This is a genomic window from Nonomuraea sp. NPDC050451 (assembly GCF_044458585.1).
Genome location: NZ_JBITHZ010000004.1, coordinates 595,534 through 611,480 on the forward strand (window position 1 = coordinate 595,534; position 15,947 = coordinate 611,480).

At 72.8% G+C, this 15,947-nt stretch carries 10 protein-coding genes; 5 read left to right on the top strand and 5 right to left on the bottom strand.

What is annotated here, in order from left to right; genetic code table 11:
• Positions 1-6: 6 nt before the first annotated feature.
• Positions 7-4,329 (bottom strand): caspase family protein, encoded by a 4,323-nt coding sequence (locus ACIBI9_RS17740; protein WP_397223164.1) that lies wholly within the window; start codon positions 4,327-4,329, stop codon positions 7-9.
• Between the two features lie 146 nt (positions 4,330-4,475).
• Positions 4,476-5,726, bottom strand: coding sequence for a C39 family peptidase (locus tag ACIBI9_RS17745; RefSeq protein ID WP_397223165.1), 1,251 nt, complete (start codon positions 5,724-5,726; stop codon positions 4,476-4,478).
• Between the two features lie 95 nt (positions 5,727-5,821).
• Here ACIBI9_RS17745 and ACIBI9_RS17750 point away from each other — a divergent pair, with 95 nt between their 5' ends.
• On the top strand, positions 5,822-6,475 hold the full coding sequence (locus ACIBI9_RS17750) for an adenylate kinase family protein (RefSeq protein WP_397223166.1): 654 nt from the start codon (positions 5,822-5,824) through the stop codon (positions 6,473-6,475).
• 4 nt (positions 6,476-6,479) lie between these two features.
• Here ACIBI9_RS17750 and ACIBI9_RS17755 read toward each other — a convergent pair whose 3' ends face one another.
• A complete protein-coding gene (locus ACIBI9_RS17755) occupies positions 6,480-7,214 on the bottom strand; it encodes a class I SAM-dependent methyltransferase (RefSeq protein ID WP_397223167.1) in 735 nt (244 codons plus the stop codon).
• 192 nt (positions 7,215-7,406) lie between these two features.
• Here ACIBI9_RS17755 and ACIBI9_RS17760 point away from each other — a divergent pair, with 192 nt between their 5' ends.
• On the top strand, positions 7,407-8,582 hold the full coding sequence (locus tag ACIBI9_RS17760; protein ID WP_397223168.1) for a hypothetical protein: 1,176 nt from the start codon (positions 7,407-7,409) through the stop codon (positions 8,580-8,582).
• 3 nt (positions 8,583-8,585) lie between these two features.
• Here ACIBI9_RS17760 and ACIBI9_RS17765 read toward each other — a convergent pair whose 3' ends face one another.
• Entirely contained in the window at positions 8,586-9,044 is a 459-nt protein-coding gene (locus ACIBI9_RS17765) for an Lrp/AsnC family transcriptional regulator (protein WP_397223169.1), read from the bottom strand.
• Between the two features lie 155 nt (positions 9,045-9,199).
• Here ACIBI9_RS17765 and ACIBI9_RS17770 point away from each other — a divergent pair, with 155 nt between their 5' ends.
• The 3 genes from ACIBI9_RS17770 (at position 9,200) to ACIBI9_RS17780 (ending at position 14,558) form a co-directional block, all read left to right on the top strand.
• Complete coding sequence (locus ACIBI9_RS17770) at positions 9,200-12,550, top strand: indolepyruvate ferredoxin oxidoreductase family protein (RefSeq protein ID WP_397223170.1); 3,351 nt, start codon at positions 9,200-9,202, stop codon at positions 12,548-12,550.
• Positions 12,547-13,686 carry an acyl-CoA dehydrogenase family protein gene (locus tag ACIBI9_RS17775; protein ID WP_397223172.1) on the top strand — a complete coding sequence of 380 codons (1,140 nt, stop codon included), beginning with the start codon at positions 12,547-12,549 and terminating at the stop codon, positions 13,684-13,686. The genes ACIBI9_RS17770 and ACIBI9_RS17775 overlap by 4 nt, the downstream gene beginning before the upstream one ends.
• Before the next feature lie 395 nt (positions 13,687-14,081).
• Positions 14,082-14,558, top strand: a complete 477-nt coding sequence (locus ACIBI9_RS17780) for a GPGG-motif small membrane protein (protein ID WP_397223173.1) — start codon at positions 14,082-14,084, stop codon at positions 14,556-14,558.
• 128 nt (positions 14,559-14,686) lie between these two features.
• On the opposite strand, the gene ACIBI9_RS17785 is transcribed toward ACIBI9_RS17780, so the two are convergent.
• A complete protein-coding gene (locus ACIBI9_RS17785) occupies positions 14,687-15,925 on the bottom strand; it encodes a benzoate/H(+) symporter BenE family transporter (protein WP_397223174.1) in 1,239 nt (412 codons plus the stop codon).
• Positions 15,926-15,947: the final 22 nt, after the last annotated feature.

A 15,947-nucleotide genomic window follows, 5' to 3' on the forward strand; every position in this document is an offset into this window, starting at 1 on the left:
ACGGCGTCATCCCGCCTGGCAGGGCGGGCTGTACGGGAGCCCCGGCACGTACTGGGCCCACTCGCTCCGGGTGATGGTCATCCCGGACACCTCGCAGACGTGCTGCCGCGCCTGCTCCACGTCCATGCTCCAGAGCTGCGCCGTCCCGCTGCCCGACGCGCTGGCCAGGACGTTCCCGTCCGGCGTGAACGCCACGCCGTTGACCCAGTTGGACCCGGCGAGCACCGCCCACGTGACCGGCCGGGCCCGGTCGGCGAGGTTCCAGATCCGGATGGTGCCGTCGCGCGCCCCCGTGGCCAGCCTGCGCCCGTCGGTGGTGAAGGCCACGCTGGTGACCGCGCGCGTGTGCCCCAACAGGACCGCCACCTGCGCCGGTCGTTCGGGGTGGGTGAGGTCCCAGAGCCTGGCCGTCCCGTCGGAGCCCGCCGACGCCAGCGTCCTGCCGTCCCGGCTGTACGTCAGCCCCAGCACGCTGTTGGTGTGCGCGGGGTAGTCGGCCAGCAGTCGTGGAGCGGCGGGCTTGGACACGTCCCAGAGCCGGATGGCCCCGGTCCCCGAGCCGATCGCGAGCATGCGGCCGTCGGGGCTGAACATGGAGGCGTTCAGCCAGTTGTCGGCGTCGCCCGGCGAGGAGACCAGCTTGGGGGCCCGGGGATCGGCCAGGTCCCACAGGTACGTCCGGCCGTCCCGCGACGTCGTCACCACCGTCCGCCCGTCCGGGCTGAAGGCGCCGGATTCCACGGCGTTCACGTGCTTCTCGATCGTCGCCACGAGCTTCGGGGCGGCCGGCCGGGAGACGTCCCACAGCTTGGCCGTCTGATCGGAGGAGCCGCTGACGAGCCTGCGGCCGTCCGCGCTGAACCGCACGGTCAGGACGATGTCCGTGTGGCCGGACAGCGTGGACAGCGTCCTGGCCAGGCCCGGGTCGGAGACGTCCCAGAGCTTGACGGTCTTGTCGCCGGAGGCCGTGGCCATGATCCGGCCGTCCGGGGAGATCGAGAGCGCGTTGACGGGGCCGGTGTGCTCGGCGAGGCCGGCCCGGTAGGAGACGCGGGCGGGATCGGAGACGTTCCACAGCCTGGCCATGCTGTCCGCCGACGACGTGGCGAGCGTGCGGCCGTCCGGGCTGAACGCGGCCGCGGTCACCGTGTTCGCGAACCCGGTCAGGGCGCTCGTGCGCCGCGGCTCGGCCGGGCTCGAGACGTCCCACAGGGTGACGGAGGCGTCGGTGGCGGCGCTGGCCAGCAGCTTGCCGTCGGGGCTGAACGTGACGTCGTACACGAAGGAGCCCCGGCCCCGCGCGGTGCCGACGCGCTTGGCGGCGGTGACGTCCCAGAGGTGGAGCGTGCCGGTGGTGGAGGCGGTGGCCAGATGGAGGCCGCCGGGGGCGAAGGTCACGCTCCAGGTGCCGCCGTCGTCCGGCGCGCTCAGCACCGTCGCCTCGCCGGGCCGCGCCGGGTCCAGCACGTCCCGGATCGTGGTGGTTCCGTCGCCCGCCGCGGTCGCCAGCAGCCGCCCGTCGGGGCTGAAGGCGACGTCGTTGAGCACGTACTTCTGCCGCAGGAGGGCGATCTGGGCGGGCCGGGCGGGGTCGGTGATGTTCCACAGCCGGGTCGTCCCGTCGTAGGAGACGGTGGCCAGGACGCCTCCCTTGGGGCTGAACGCGACCGAGCTCACCTTGTTCTTGTGGCCCTTGAGCGTGGCCAGGGCACGTGGCCTGGCCGGGTGGGAGACGTCCCAGAGCCGGGCGGTCCGGTCCACGGACGCGGTCGCGAGCACGCGCCCGTCCGGGCTGAACACCGCTCTCACCAGGCTCGCGGTGTGGCCCTTGAGCTCGCTCACGGCCTTGGGGCGGGCGATGTCGGAGACGTTCCAGAGCCGGGCGGTGGCGTCGCTGGAGGCGGTGGCGATCATGCGGCCGTCGGGGCGGTAGGACACCCACTCGACCGGGCCCCGGTGCCCGATCAGGCGGGCGCCGATCGGGTGCGCGAGTGTGCCGAGCAGCGCGCCGCGGGCTTCCGGGGTGTCGGCGATGCGGTAGGAGACCAGGGAGAGCTGGGCGCCGAGCGAGGCGTCGGCGGCGCCGTTGGCGGAGTCGGCGATCCGCGTGGAGACGGCCTGGTCACGTTGCCTGGTCACCTCGCCGGTCTGCCGCAGGGCCAGGACGCCGGCGGTCACGGCGGCGAGGAGGAGGATCGTGAGGGCGGCGATCACCTGGCGGACCACCCAGGTCCGCCGCCTGCGCCGCCGCAGCGCCGCGTCCAGGAACTCCCGCTCGGTCGCCGTGAGCCCGCCGCTCCAGCCGCCCTCCCCGGCCTTCGTCGCCGCTCGCGTGGCCTGGGCAGCCTGGGCCGCCCGCACGGCCGCCTGTGCCGCCGCGAGGCGGCTGTCCGCGTACAGGTACGCCGGGTCCCTGCCCTGCCGCTGCCACGTCTCAGCGTCCTCGGCCAGGCGCTGGCGGACGAGCAGGTCGACCCGGTTGGTGTCGATCCAGTTCCTTAGCCGGGGCCAGGCGCGGATGAGGGCCTCGTGGGCGATCTCCGCCTCGTCCTCGTTCACCGTGAGCAGCCGCGCGCGCACGAACTCGTCCAGGACCTGCCGCGGGATGCCCGCAGGAGCCAGGTCGGCCAGGGCCACCCGCTTCCTCGTGTCGTCGGTCTGCTCGTCGAGGTGCACCAGTCGTACCAGCAGGTCTCGCGCGATCGGCTCCACGTCCGCGCCGAGGTGCCGCAGCGTCTCCTCCGCGCTCGTGGCCAGCGCCCGCGCGATGCCGCCCGAGGCCCGGTACGCGGCCATCGTCAGCGTCCCCTGCGTACGGCGCTGCCAGGTGGCCAGCAGCGCGTGGGACAGCAGCGGCAGCACGCCGCCGGAGTGCTCCACGTCACCGGCCCCGACGTCTTCGAGCAGCAGGTCGGTGAGCCCCGGCTCCAGGGAGAGCCCCGCCCGCGCGGCCGGGCCCTCGATCGCGGCCCGGAGCTGCGTCACGGTCATGGGCCCGACGATCGCGGGCCGCTGCATCGCCTCCAGCAGCCCCGGGTACGACGCGCAGTGCCCGAAGAAGTCGGCCCGGACGGAGGTCACCACGGCCGCCGACCTGGAGAGCGCGACCAGCTCCTCGACGAAGCGCCGCCTGGCCCGCTCGTCCGCGCACGCGGTGAAGACCTCCTCGAACTGGTCCACCACCAGCAACAATCGCCGGGCGCCCGGGCTCAGCCTGCGGGCCAGCTCCGCCGACGGGTCCGCGCCCGGGGCCAGTACGACGCACGACAGCTCCTCCGCCACCTCGTGCCGCAGCGCCGGGATCAGCCCGGCCCGCAGCACCGACGACTTCCCCGCCCCGGAAGGACCCGTCACGATCAGCGGGCGCCCGCTCCCGAACGCCTCCCGCACCCGCGCCACCAGCGACCTGGTCAGCTCCTGCCGCCCGAAGAACACCTCCGCGTCCTCGGTCCCGTACACGGCCAGTCCCCGGTACGGGCTGGCCTCGTCGCCGGCCTCCGCCACCGGCGGGACCGGCTGCGAGCGCGGGGCGACATATGCCGGGTTGACCGCGAAGGCGCGGCGATCGCCCAGGTCGGTGGCCTGGCGGCGGGGCCGGGGGAAGCCGGCGTCGGGGAGCCTGCGGGCGAGGGTGTGGTAGACGTGGTCCAGCGTGAACACCGAGGGCCCCGCCGGGTCACCCGCGTTCAGCAGCCTCAGCAGCGCGCCGCTGAAGGCCGTGTGCCGGACGCCGGGCAGCGCCCAGGAGTTCTCGCCCCTGCTCGACGACGTGAGCAGGTACGCGCCCTGCCACATCGAGTCGAACACCCGCTCCACCGCCTGTGACGACGCCCCCTGGGCGCGGCCGGCGAAGCAGCAGTCCAGGACCACGACGACGAGCTCGGCCCGCGACGCGGACAGGATCTGGCGCACGACTCCGTACGGCAGCGCCTGGTATCCGGGCGCGCCCCGGCCGAGGTCCACGGTGGCGCGGGTGGCCAGGTACAGCTCGTTGTCCGGGCCGATCAGGCCGTGGCCGACGTAGTAGAACATCAGGACGGACGTCGCCTCCTGGGCCAGCCGGTCCAGCGCCTGCCCCAGGTCGGCGGGGGTCGGCGGGTCCAGCAGTACGGTCAGGTGGGCCGGCGCCAGCCCGCCGCGCTCGACCAGGCACCGCCCGACGTCCGTGACCGTCGCCGGCACGGCGGGCACCGCCGGCAGCGGTGACGCGGGCCGATGCGTCCCCGTGCCCGCCACCAGGACGCGGGCGCCACCGGACGACAACAGGAGGGATGGACCGTTCCAGCGGGGTCGTGGCCTTTCGACGGTTGCGGATTCGTCGTCGGTCATCCGGCGCTCCACGGCGAGGAAGGTCGGCGGGCGGCACGTGCTGAGAGGCGCCACCCCGAGTGCGCCTCGTGATCCCCCGACAACTCCCGGTTGCCAGGGTACGCACCTTTCCGACCTTCCGTCGAGATCCCGTGCCGGGCCGGGGATCACCAGTTGGCGGGCAGCCCCGGCGTCGTGGCGGGCAGCGCGTGGCCGGGCGGGTGGATGATGTACGTGACGCCGCCGCTGCTGGAGCTCCGCAGCCACACGTTCTCGAAGTCCGCCCGGGGATAGACGTGCCGCACGGCGGCGTTGTCGGACGACGCCGGGTCGTTGGCGATCACGTCACCCGACGACGTGAAGCCCACGATCGCCATGAGGTGCCCGTTGGTGCCGTAGCCGGCGCCGGGCAGCTCGCCCTTCTTGAACGACTGCGAGGTGATGACCGGGACGCCCGCCTTGATCAGCAGCTCCAGCTCGGTCAGCGACCGCAGCCGCGTGACGAACCCGTCCATCCCGTAGCGTCCGGCGTAGGCGGTGTTGAACGGCCAGTTGCCGGCGCCCTGGTAGGCGTGGTCGTAGGTGTAGCGGGCGGCGTAGTCGACCTCGGGGTTGGGGTCGGAGGGGTCGACCCAGGAGGTGTCCTGCGCGCTCGGCCACTTGTCCCAGTAGCCGAGGACCATGGTGGTCGAGGTCGGGCTGCACCAGGCCTCGCCGCCGCCGTCCCATTCGGGGTAGTGGCCCTGGTGGACGTTCTGGGAGCGGCGCGGCACGGCGAGCTCCGTCCCCCAGGCGATCCCGCCCGGGCTGACCGGCACGGTCTTGCGCTCGGGCACGTTGGAGGCCATGACGCCGGACGTGCGCACGCGCGGCGTGACCGCGGAGCCGGGCGCGCGGTAGAGGGTGAGGCGCAGCTGGTAGGCGGTGATGGGCTTGCCCGCCGCCGCGACCAGCGTGTCCACCGACACGTTCGCGTCGGCGTCGCCCTGTCCCGGCACGGAGGTGCGGCGGATGTCGCCCTCCGCGTACGCCCAGCGGCCGAGCGAGAACCACTTGGTCAGCCCCTCGGCGTTCCTGGCCCTGGCCTCGACCTGCATCCAGCTGCCCGGGGGCACGTCGGCGGTCCAGGACGCGACCAGCTCGGTGGCGTCGAACCCGATGGCCCGCTCGGGGCCGGTCCAGCGGGCGTACTCCCAGGTTTTGGTGCCGAGCGCGTCGGTGTAGGAGACGGTGCCGGCGGCCGTGCCGAACGACAGGCCGTCGCCGGCCGTGGTGCCCTCGTACGTGCCGGTGGCGAAGTCGGCCCGCTGGAAGACGACGTCGGACGTCAGGGCGGTCGGTTTCGCCCCAGCTTCGGCTGGGGCGGAGAGCGCCGTGGCAAGGAGCAGGCTGGACAGGAACACGGTCAGCGCGCGCATGAACCCACCTTCCGGTACAACCGCTGTGTGAAGCATCCGGAAATCTACGTATCAACTCACGCTGCGCAAGTTTCTCGGCGGGGAACGGGGGACATATGCGCAAATACGTGATCCTCGGCGTTCAGGGCAGCGGCAAGGGCACCCAGAGCGCCATGCTCGCCGGCGACCTCGACCTCGTGCACATCAGCGTCGGCGACATCTTCCGCTGGCACGTCAAGAACCACACCAAGCTGGGCGCCCAGGTCCGCCGCCTGGTCGCGGCCGGCGAACTGGTGGGGGACGACCTGGTGGAGTCCGTGGTCCGGGACCGGCTCCAGCAGCACGACTGGAACTACGGCTTCATCATCGACGGCTTCCCCCGCAACCGCCGCCAGGCGGAGTTCTTCCTGGAGAGCTACGACATCGACGGGGTGATCCACCTGGACCTGCCGGACGAGGAGGTGCGCCGCCGCGTCCTGGCCCGCCGCCTGTGCTCACGCTGCGGCATGGACTACAACCTCATCGCCCACCGGCCGGCGGAGGAGGGCCGGTGCGACGTCTGCGGCGGCGAACTGGTCACCCGTGCGGACGACACCCCGGACGCCCTGGCCAGACGCCTGCGCGACTACCACAGCAAGATCGACCCGGTGGTGGAGCTGTTCCGGGGCAAGGAGTACGTGATGACCGTCGACGCCCGGGAGGACAAGGCGACGGTCCAGCGGACCATCCGCACCCGCTTCAACCTCCCGCCCTACACCCCGCCTCAGTGAAAGATCAGGGTGGTGACACCCCCGATTCCCGTAATTCCTTGACGCACCTTATGACGAGGAACACGGGGAACCGGGCCGCTCCCGGCCGTTTCGCCGCCCACACGGGAGCCGGCTCGGGCTCGGCGAACTCGTCCACCCACAGTCCGTGGCGGCGGAAGGTGTTGACGTACGTCGAGAGCGTACGGTGGTTGGCGCCCACCTGGCGGCGCAGCGTGGACAGCTCCCCGTCGGCGCGCCACCAGCCCTCGGCGTGGTAGCGCGCGTCCCCGGGCCAGGAGCCGGACACCCCCGGGCCGCCGGGAAAGCACGGGTGCAGGATCGAACAGGCGAAGACCCCTCCGGGCCGCAACGCGCCGGCGGCGGTGGCGACGGCGCCTTCGAGGTCGTCGATGTCGGAGAGGCCGAAACTGCAGACCACCGCGTCGAACGGGGGAGGATCCAGGAGGCCGGGCCGGGAGACGTTCGCGTGGAGATAGCGGATGCCCAGCGGGGCGTCCCGCTCGGCGGCCCTCGCCTTCGCGATCAGGGCCTCGGAGACGTCCACGCCCACGACGGCGGCGCCCCGGCGGGCCAGCTCGCGGCTGATCCGGCCGTGGCCGCAGGCGATCTCCAGCACCCGCGCGCCCGCGACCGGCCCCAGCAGCTCGAGCAGGCGCACGGAGGCCGGGTCGTCGATGACGTCGGTCCAGCCGGAGGCGTAGAAGTCGGCGATCTCGTCGTAGCGCGCGGCATCGGACATGACCCCGACGGTACGCGTCCTTGATCCCCGGCGGGCGGGTGTTCGTCCAGCGCGGAACGCCTGCCGGGCGGCCGGGCAAAGGGTTCGCCACGGCGGCGCATGGTTCCGGTCGGACCGCCCCGTGAGCAGGGCGGTTGAGAGGAGGATCGTCCCCGGTCGAGCGGCACGGCGCGGTCAGGCGGGGAGGACGACATGGGCATGCCCGGGATCGCGGCGGTCATCGCGCTCCTCGCCGTGGGCGGGTGGACCGGGGTGTACGGATCTTCCTCGCCGCCGCCGCTGCCGGCCGCGGCCCGCGTGCCCGGGAGCCCGGACCTGCGGATCACCGGGGTCGTGAGCCCGGAGCCGATGGTGATCGGCGGGGAGTCGGTCTACTCGGTCACCGTCACGAACGCCGGGGACCGGGCCGCCCAGAACGTGACGGTCATCGACACGCTGGACCGCAACGCGATCCCGGGCCCGATCCCCGACGACTGCTCCCTCATCAGGCACGGCAGCGCCGTCGCCTGCGGCGGCCCCGGGCTGACGCTCCCCGCCGGGCAGAGCGTGAGCTACGAGATCCCGGTCACGATCGACCCGGGCGTCCCGGAGGGCGCGCACGTCCTCAACCGCGTCGAGGTCACGGCCTGGGGGATGGGCAGCGGCTCGACGCGGATGGTCAGCCCGACCCGGGCGCGGGTCAAGGGACGTCCGGAGGCCGCGGGCCCGGACGGCGCCGTCGACGACTGCGCCCACGGCAACACGGGCGGTTCGGAGGACGCGCCGGTGGAGGGCCCGGCCGGGGGCGGCGGATGCGCAACCGCCATTCCCGATCCGGCCCCGGCTCCGCGGCCGACGCCGAGCCCCGACACCCCCACGGAACCGGCCCCCGGGCCCACGGCCGATCCGGTGCCCTCCGTCACGGCGGAGCCGGGCCCCGCTCCGGGCCCCACGGCGGTCGACGACGCCGGGCCTCCGCAGCCCGTCCCCGGCGAGGGCTACGTTCCGCCCCCGCCCGGCCCGGGTTCGCTCCAGCCCGTCCCCGGTCAGGGGCCGGTCCAGCCGGGTCCCGGTCCCGCGGGTTTCGGCGAGAAGGCAGGGCCCGGCCAGGTGCCGTACCCGGAAGGTCTCCATGAGGGCGGATACCAGGTGGGGGTCGGCGGGGAACCCGCCCATCGCGGGCCCCGGCCGGCGTCCGGCGGTGAGGACCCGGAGCCGGAGGGCGACGACCTTCCGCTGGCCGGCGTGTCGGGCTGGGGGCTCGGCCTGGGCCTCGCCGTCCTCCTGGCGATCAGCCTGCTCGTACGGCACTTCTCCCGCCGGGACCATACTCGGAACCCGGCCCCTCCCCGGAAGGAGGCCCCCGCCGAAGCAGGCAAGAAGCGGTGATAATCAGCGAGCGCGAGGGGACAGCGCGTCGCGGGTCCACGAGCCGAGCACCAGCAGCGTCTTGGTCCCGGTCACGTCCCCGGCCCGCCGCAGCCGGTCGATGACCTGCTGCAGATGCCCGAGGTCGCGTACCCGCACGTGGATCAGGGCGTCCGGGTCGCCCGCGATCGTGAACACCGCCTGCACCTCGGGCACGTCCGTGGCGGTGCGGACGATCTCGCTCACGGGAGTCGTGCCCGGATAACGTAGCTCCGTGAACGCCTCGATCCCCCACCCCAGCTTGGCGTAGTCGATCTGCACCGTGAACCCCGTGATCACGCCGAGATCCCTGAGCCGGTCGACCCGCCGCTTCACCGCCGCGACCGACAGCCCGACCAGCTCCGCCATCTCCGAGAACGTCCTGCGCCCGTCCTCCCGCAGCAGCCGGAGGATGCGGTGATCGATGTCGTCCACATCAGGCATGCGAGAACCCCTTCCTCAGGCGCAAAGAACGTCAGCTACCAAGCCCAAGTGTTCACATAGTTTGCGTCTTCCGGGCACTTTCTCATCTAATACTTGCGCATATCATCCCGCGTTGCTGTGCTTGGCACACAAGTACGAGGCCAGGAGGTTCGAGCGTGAGCGAGCCAACAGTGTCGCTCGACGACAAGTACACGGCACACGACGGCCGGGTGCTCATCTCCGGCATCCAGGCCCTGGTGCGCCTGACGCTGGAGCAGCGCCGACTGGACGAGGAACACGGGCTGGACACGCGTGTGTTCGTCACCGGCTACCAGGGTTCGCCGCTGGGAGGCGTGGACCTGGAGATGAAGCGGGCTGCGCGGTTCCTGGAGCCGGCCGGCGTGGTCTTCCAGGCGGGCCTGAACGAGGAGCTGGCCGCCACGGCGGTGGCCGGCACCCAGCTGCTCGACCAGGTGCCGGGCCGCCGCCACGACGGCGTCACCGGCTTCTGGTACGGCAAGAACCCCGGCCTCGACCGCGCCGCCGACGCCATCCGGCACGCCAACACGGCCGGCACGGCGCCCCTCGGCGGCGCGGTGGCCTGGATCGGCGACGACCCCGGCTGCAAGTCCTCCACGCTGCCCAGCACGTGCGAGCCCATGTGCCAGAGCCTGTCCATGCCGCTGCTCGCGCCCGGCTCGGTCGCGGAGATCGTCGAGTTCGGGCTGCACGCGGTGGCCCTGTCGCGCGCCACCGGGCTCTGGGCCGGGCTGAAGATCGTCGCGGACATCGCCGACGCGTCCGCCACGGTGGACCTCGGCCCGCTCCGCACCGGCATCCCGATGCCCGACAAGCGAGACCGCGGCGCCGCCCCCCTCCTGCTCGGCCCCGCCGCGCTGGACGCCGAGCACGACATGCTCACCCGCCGCCTCGACCTGGCCCGCGAGTACGCCCGCGAGCACGGCCTCAACCGGGTGATGTCGGGAGCGGGCAACACCGCCCTGGGCATCCTGGCCTCCGGCACCACGTACGCGGTGGTCCTGCGCGCCCTGGCCGACCTCGGCCTGGACGCGGCGGCGCTGGACGAGCGCGGGATCCGGCTGATCCGGCTCGGGATGCCGTTCCCGCTCGCCTACGACGACCTGGCCGCCATGACCGCCGACCTGGACAAGGTGCTGGTGGTCGAGGACAAGGTGCCGTTCCTGGAGGGGCAGCTCAAGCAGGCCCTGTACGGGAGGGCGCGCGTGCCGGCGGTCGTGGGCCGCGACCTGCTGACCGCCCGCGGCACCCTGGGCGCCGAGGACGTGGCCAAGGCCGTCGCCACCTGCCTGGGCATCGACCTGGTCCCGCGCGCGAAGGTCCGGCCGCGGCGCATGCTGCCGCTGGTGGCCGCGCGCACCCCGTACTTCTGCTCCGGCTGCCCCCACAACACCTCCACCCGCACCTCCGACGGCACGCTGGTCGGGGTGGGCATCGGCTGCCACGCCATGATCGCCCTGGACGGTCACGGCCGTGGCACCCAGGTGGGCCTCACGCAGATGGGCGGCGAGGGCGCGCAGTGGTTCGGGCTGGCGCCGTTCACCGAGGACCGGCACTTCGTGCAGAACCTCGGCGACGGCACCTTCCACCACTCCGGCTCCCTGGCGATCAGGGCCGCCGTCGCCGCCGGGGTGACGATGACGTACAAGCTGCTCTACAACGACGCCGTGGCCATGACCGGCGGCCAGCGCGCGGAGGGCCGGCTGGACGTGCCGGCGCTGACGCACGAGCTGGCCATCGAGGGCGTGCGCCGCATCGTGGTCACCTCGCCGGAGCCGGAGACGTACCGGGACGTGCGGCTGGCGGGGATCGCGTCGGTGCGGCACCGCGACGACCTGCCCGAGGTGGAGAAGGAACTGGCCGCCCTCGACGGCGTGACCGTGCTGATCCACGATGACCGGTGCGCGGCCGAGGAGCGGCGGCTGCGCAAGCGCGGCAAGCTGCCCACGCCCACGGAGAAGGTCGTGATCAACGAGCGGGTCTGCGAGGGCTGCGGCGACTGCGGCGAGGTGTCGACGTGCCTGTCCGTGCAGCCGGTCGAGACCGAGTACGGCCGCAAGACCCGCATCCACCAGGCCTCCTGCAACTCCGACCTGAGCTGCCTCAAGGGCGACTGCCCGTCGTTCCTGCTGGTGGAGCCGGGTACCGTACCCCGTCGCCAGGCTCCGCCGCCGCCCGCCGAGGTGCCGGAGCCCGCGAGCCGGCCCGGCGAGGCCCTGATCCGGATGCCCGGCATCGGCGGCACCGGCGTCGTCACCGTCTCGCAGATCCTGCAGATGGCGGCCCACCTCGACGGCCTGCACGCGTCCGGGCTCGAACAGACCGGGCTCGCGCAGAAGGGCGGGCCCGTGGTCAGCGACGTGCGGATCTCGGCACGGCCCCTGGAGGGCTCCGTGCGGGCCACGCCGGGGAACGTGGACGTGCTGATCGGGTTCGACCTGCTGGGCGCGGCGGCCGAGTCGAACCTGGCCACCGCCTCGCCCGAACGCACGGTCGCCATCCTGAACACCTCCGTCGTCCCGACCGCCGCCATGGTGACCGGACGCGTGGCCGTGCCGGGGCACGCGGACGCGGTCGCCCGCGTCGAGTCCGCCACCAGGCGCGTCGAGTGCCTGGACGCCCAGGGGCTGTCGGAGAGCCTGTTCGGCGACCACATGCCGGTGAACCTGCTCCTCCTCGGCGCCGCCTACCAGCACGGCTGCCTGCCGGTCTCCGCCGCCGCCATCGAGCGGGCCATCACGCTGAACGGGGCCGCCGTCGAGCAGAACCTCGCCGCCTTCCGCTGGGGCCGCGCGACCGTGGTCGAGGTCCCCTCTCCTGAGGTCACGGTCACCGAGGGGCTGGACGAGGTGGTGGCCACCCGCGTCGCCGACCTGACCGGCTACCAGAACGCCGCCTACGCCCGTTCGTACGAGGAGGACGTGCGGCAGGTGGCGGCCACCGCGGTCAAGCGGGCGGGCGAGGAGGCGGGCACCCGCATCGGGCTCGCGTACGCCCGCGCCCTGCACAAGCTCATGGCCTACAAGGACGAGTACGAGGTCGCCCGCCTGCACCTCGACCCCGTGGAGAAGGAGCGGAGGGAGCGCGAGTACGGCCCGGACGCGGTCGTGTCGGTGCTGCTGCACCCGCCGCTGCTGCGGGCGATGGGGCTCAAGCGTAAGATCAAGGTCCGCCGTTCCGCCGGGGTCCTGTTCCGCGGGCTGCGGGCCGCCAAGGTGCTGCGCGGCACGATGTTCGACGTCTTCGGCCACGCCCACGTACGGCGGGTCGAACGCGAGCTGGTCGTCGAATACCGCGACCTGATGCGGACCGCGCTGGACAAGCTCACCCCCGGCGGCGCCGAGGTGGTCGCGGAGATCGCGGGCCTGCCCGACCTGATCCGGGGGTACGAGGACATCAAGCTCGCCCGGGTCGCCGAGTTCCGCGACCGCGCCAAGGCCGCGCTCGCGCGGCTGGACGAGCCCGTTATGAGCCAGGAGAGATCGTGACCGTTGACCGGCTGCTGCCCGACCAGGACGCCAGGGATCTCATCGAGCTGACCCGCGAGATCGCCGACAAGGAGCTCGCGCGCCGGGTCGACGAACACGAGCGCGCCGAGACGTACCCGGAGGGGCTGTTCGCCACGCTGGGCACGGCGGGGCTGCTCGGGCTGCCGTACCCGGAGGAGCTCGGCGGCGGCGGGCAGCCGTACGAGGTCTACCTGCAGGTGATCGAGGAGCTGGCGATGCGGTGGGCGGCCGTCGCGGTCGCCACCAGCGTGCACACCCTCGCCTGCTTCCCCGTCTCCGCCTACGGCACCCCCGCGCAGCGCGAGCGGTGGCTGCCCGACATGCTGGCCGGGCGCCTGATCGGCGGCTACAGCCTGTCGGAGCCCCAGGCCGGGTCCGACGCCGGGGCGCTGACCTGCAAGGCGGAGCGGGTGGAGACCGGCTACCGGATCACCGGCAACAAGGCGTGGATCACCCACGGCGGCCTCGCCGACTTCTACGCGCTGTTCGTCCGGACCGGGGAGGGCTCGCGGGGCATCTCCTGCTTCCTCGCGCCGGGGGCCGCCGACGGGCTGACGTTCGGGCGGCCCGAGGAGAAGATGGGGCTGCACGCCGTGCCGACCACCAGCGCCCACTGGGACGGGGCGATCCTGGAGGAGGACCGCCTGATCGGCGAGGAAGGCCAGGGGCTGCAGATCGCCTTCAGCGCCCTCGACTCGGGGCGGCTCGGCATCGCCGCCTGCGCCACCGGCCTCGCCCAGGCCGCGCTCGACGAGGCCGTGGCCTACGCCAAGGAGCGCCAGACGTTCGGCAAGCGCATCATCGACCACCAGGGGCTCGGGTTCCTGCTGGCGGACATGGCGGCGGGGGTGGAGAGCGCGCGCGCCACCTACCTCGACGCGGCCCGGCGGCGCGACGCTGGCCTGCCGTACAGCAAGCAGGCCAGCATCGCCAAGCTGGTCGCGACGGACGCGGCGATGAAGGTCACTACGGACGCGGTGCAGGTGTTCGGCGGGTACGGGTACACGCGGGAGTTCCGGGTCGAGCGTTACATGCGCGAGGCCAAGATCATGCAGATCTTCGAGGGCACCAACCAGATCCAGCGCCTGGTGATCAGCCGCCACCTGGCCATGTAACCGCTGACATGCGAAAACCCCGCCTGCCGGTGCTGGGAGGCGGGGTTCGCTGTTTTGTGCGTAGGGCTTAAATGATCACTGTTCCGTGAGAGACCTCGCGCGGACGGAACAGCCGGTCGTCGATCGTCGACCGAGACGCCGCCGGCCAGCATGACGCTCGCACTGTAGTGCCGGCGCCGGTGCGGCCCCTCCTTGTGGGAGGTGGTGTAGAGCCTCGGGTCGCGCGGGCTTTCTGGCATTACTCCGTCCTCCATGGGACGCTAACGGGACCGTCCCTCGGAGCGATGTTGTTGAGATTGGCGCCGTCCCCCGGATCCGGCACCGCGGAAACGGGGCTACGGGCTATGGACCACGGGTTTCGTGCTGCGCCAGAGATCAGTGTGAGGATGGGACGAATGTCGGACGGTTCGCGCAGACCACGTCTCACGGTTCTTGCCGAGATCTCTGCGGTGTTGGCAGTCCTGCTTGCCGTGGTTGCCGTCGTCATCGCCTATCTCGCCTACCAGCATGATCGGGAGGTGACGGCAACCGGCACGCCGAAAGCCTCGGTGTCGGTTACGCAGTCAAAGCCGGCTTCAACGCCAAGCGCGACAGAAAGATCCCCCAGCAAGACCGCAGGTCCAAGCGCGCCGACAAACGACTCGGCGCCTGTTTCCTTCATGGCGATCTTGCTTTGGGTCCTCGCCATCACGCTCGTCATCGCTGGGATCTACGTGATCCTTGCCAGGCGCGACCTCCTCTGGGGGATCATCCTCATCATCCTCGGTTTCCTGGTCGGCAGGAACGGCGCCGGCCCCCACGGCTTGAAGTGCACGCCGACTGACCGGGTCCCGGTGGATAGCCGAACTCGACGGCGCGGGTGGGTGTGGTGACCACGTAGCCGTCGGCGTACTCGGCCGTCTCGATGTCGGTGCCGGCGTGGATGCGGAACGGTGCCCCGAGGCCCGCTCGGACGATCGCCCGATGTGGAGCATCAGGACGAATCGCGGGGATATTTCCACTACGACGACTGATCGGCCGACATGGCAGCCACCCGGCCATCGGGACGTTCCGCTCCGGCTTCCGCGGTGGATGACGATTGCTGTTCCAACAGTGGTCGCCTGTGCAGCAGGAGTGCGGTCAGGCCGCCCGCGACCAGGCCCCAGAACGCCGCGCCGATGCCCAGGATCGTCATCCCCGACGCGGTGACCACGAAAGTGACCACCGCGGCCTCCCGTCCCTCCGGCTCGGTCACCGCGCCGGCCAGCGACGAGCCGAGCGCCGACAGCAACGCGAGGCCGGCCACCGCGGTGACCAGGACGGGTGGGGACAGCAGCACCAGAGCCATGGCCAGGCCGGCGCCGAGGCCGAGCGCCAGCTGCCCGGCGCCGAGGGCCACCGTCGCGATCCACCGGCGGCCGGGGTCGGGGTGGGTGTCCGGGCCGGCGGTCAGCGCCGCGGTGATCGCTGCCAGGTTGACGGCGTGACCGCCGAACGGCGCCGCCGCCGCGCTCGCCAGGCCGGTCGCGACGAGGACCGGGCGCAGGGGCGGCATGTACCCGTATGTCGCCATGACCGCCATACCGGGGACGTTCTGCGCGGCCATGGTGACGAGAAACAGCGGGATGGCGATGCTCACCACCACGGACGGGTTCAGCGTCGGGGTGGTCAGCTCGACCGCGGGCCGCAGCGCCGCGCCGGACAGGCCGTTGCCGGGCCCGTGCACCGCGATGGCGATGACCGCCACGACGAGCGCGCCAGGAACTGCCCACTGCCGCAGGTACCGCTGCAACACCGCCCAGGTCAGGACGACGGGCACGGCCAGCAGCGGGATGTCGACGACGGCGCGGACCGGTGCGGTGCACAGGCTGAGGATGACGCCCGCCAGCATGGCACCGGCGATCGGACGCGGGATGGCGGCGATCGCCCGGGCCGGCCAGGGCGACAGGCCGGCCAGGACGATGAGCCCGGCGCAGACGATGAACGCGCCGACCGCGGCCGGGAAGCCGCCGGGCACGGGACCGGTCGCCACCAGCAGCGCCGCGCCGGGGGTGGACCAGGCGATGCTGATCGGCATGCGGTATCGCAGCCCGAGGAAGAGCGCCGCCGCCCCGATGCCGCAGCAGAGGGCGAGCAGCCCGGACGCGGCCTGCCCCGGCGTCGCCCCGACGGCACGCAGCCCGGCGAGCACGACGGTGAACGAACTGGCGTAGCCGACCACCGCGCTGACCAGCCCCGCCATGACGGCCTGCACCCGCACGCCCACCCCTCGTTCCCCATCG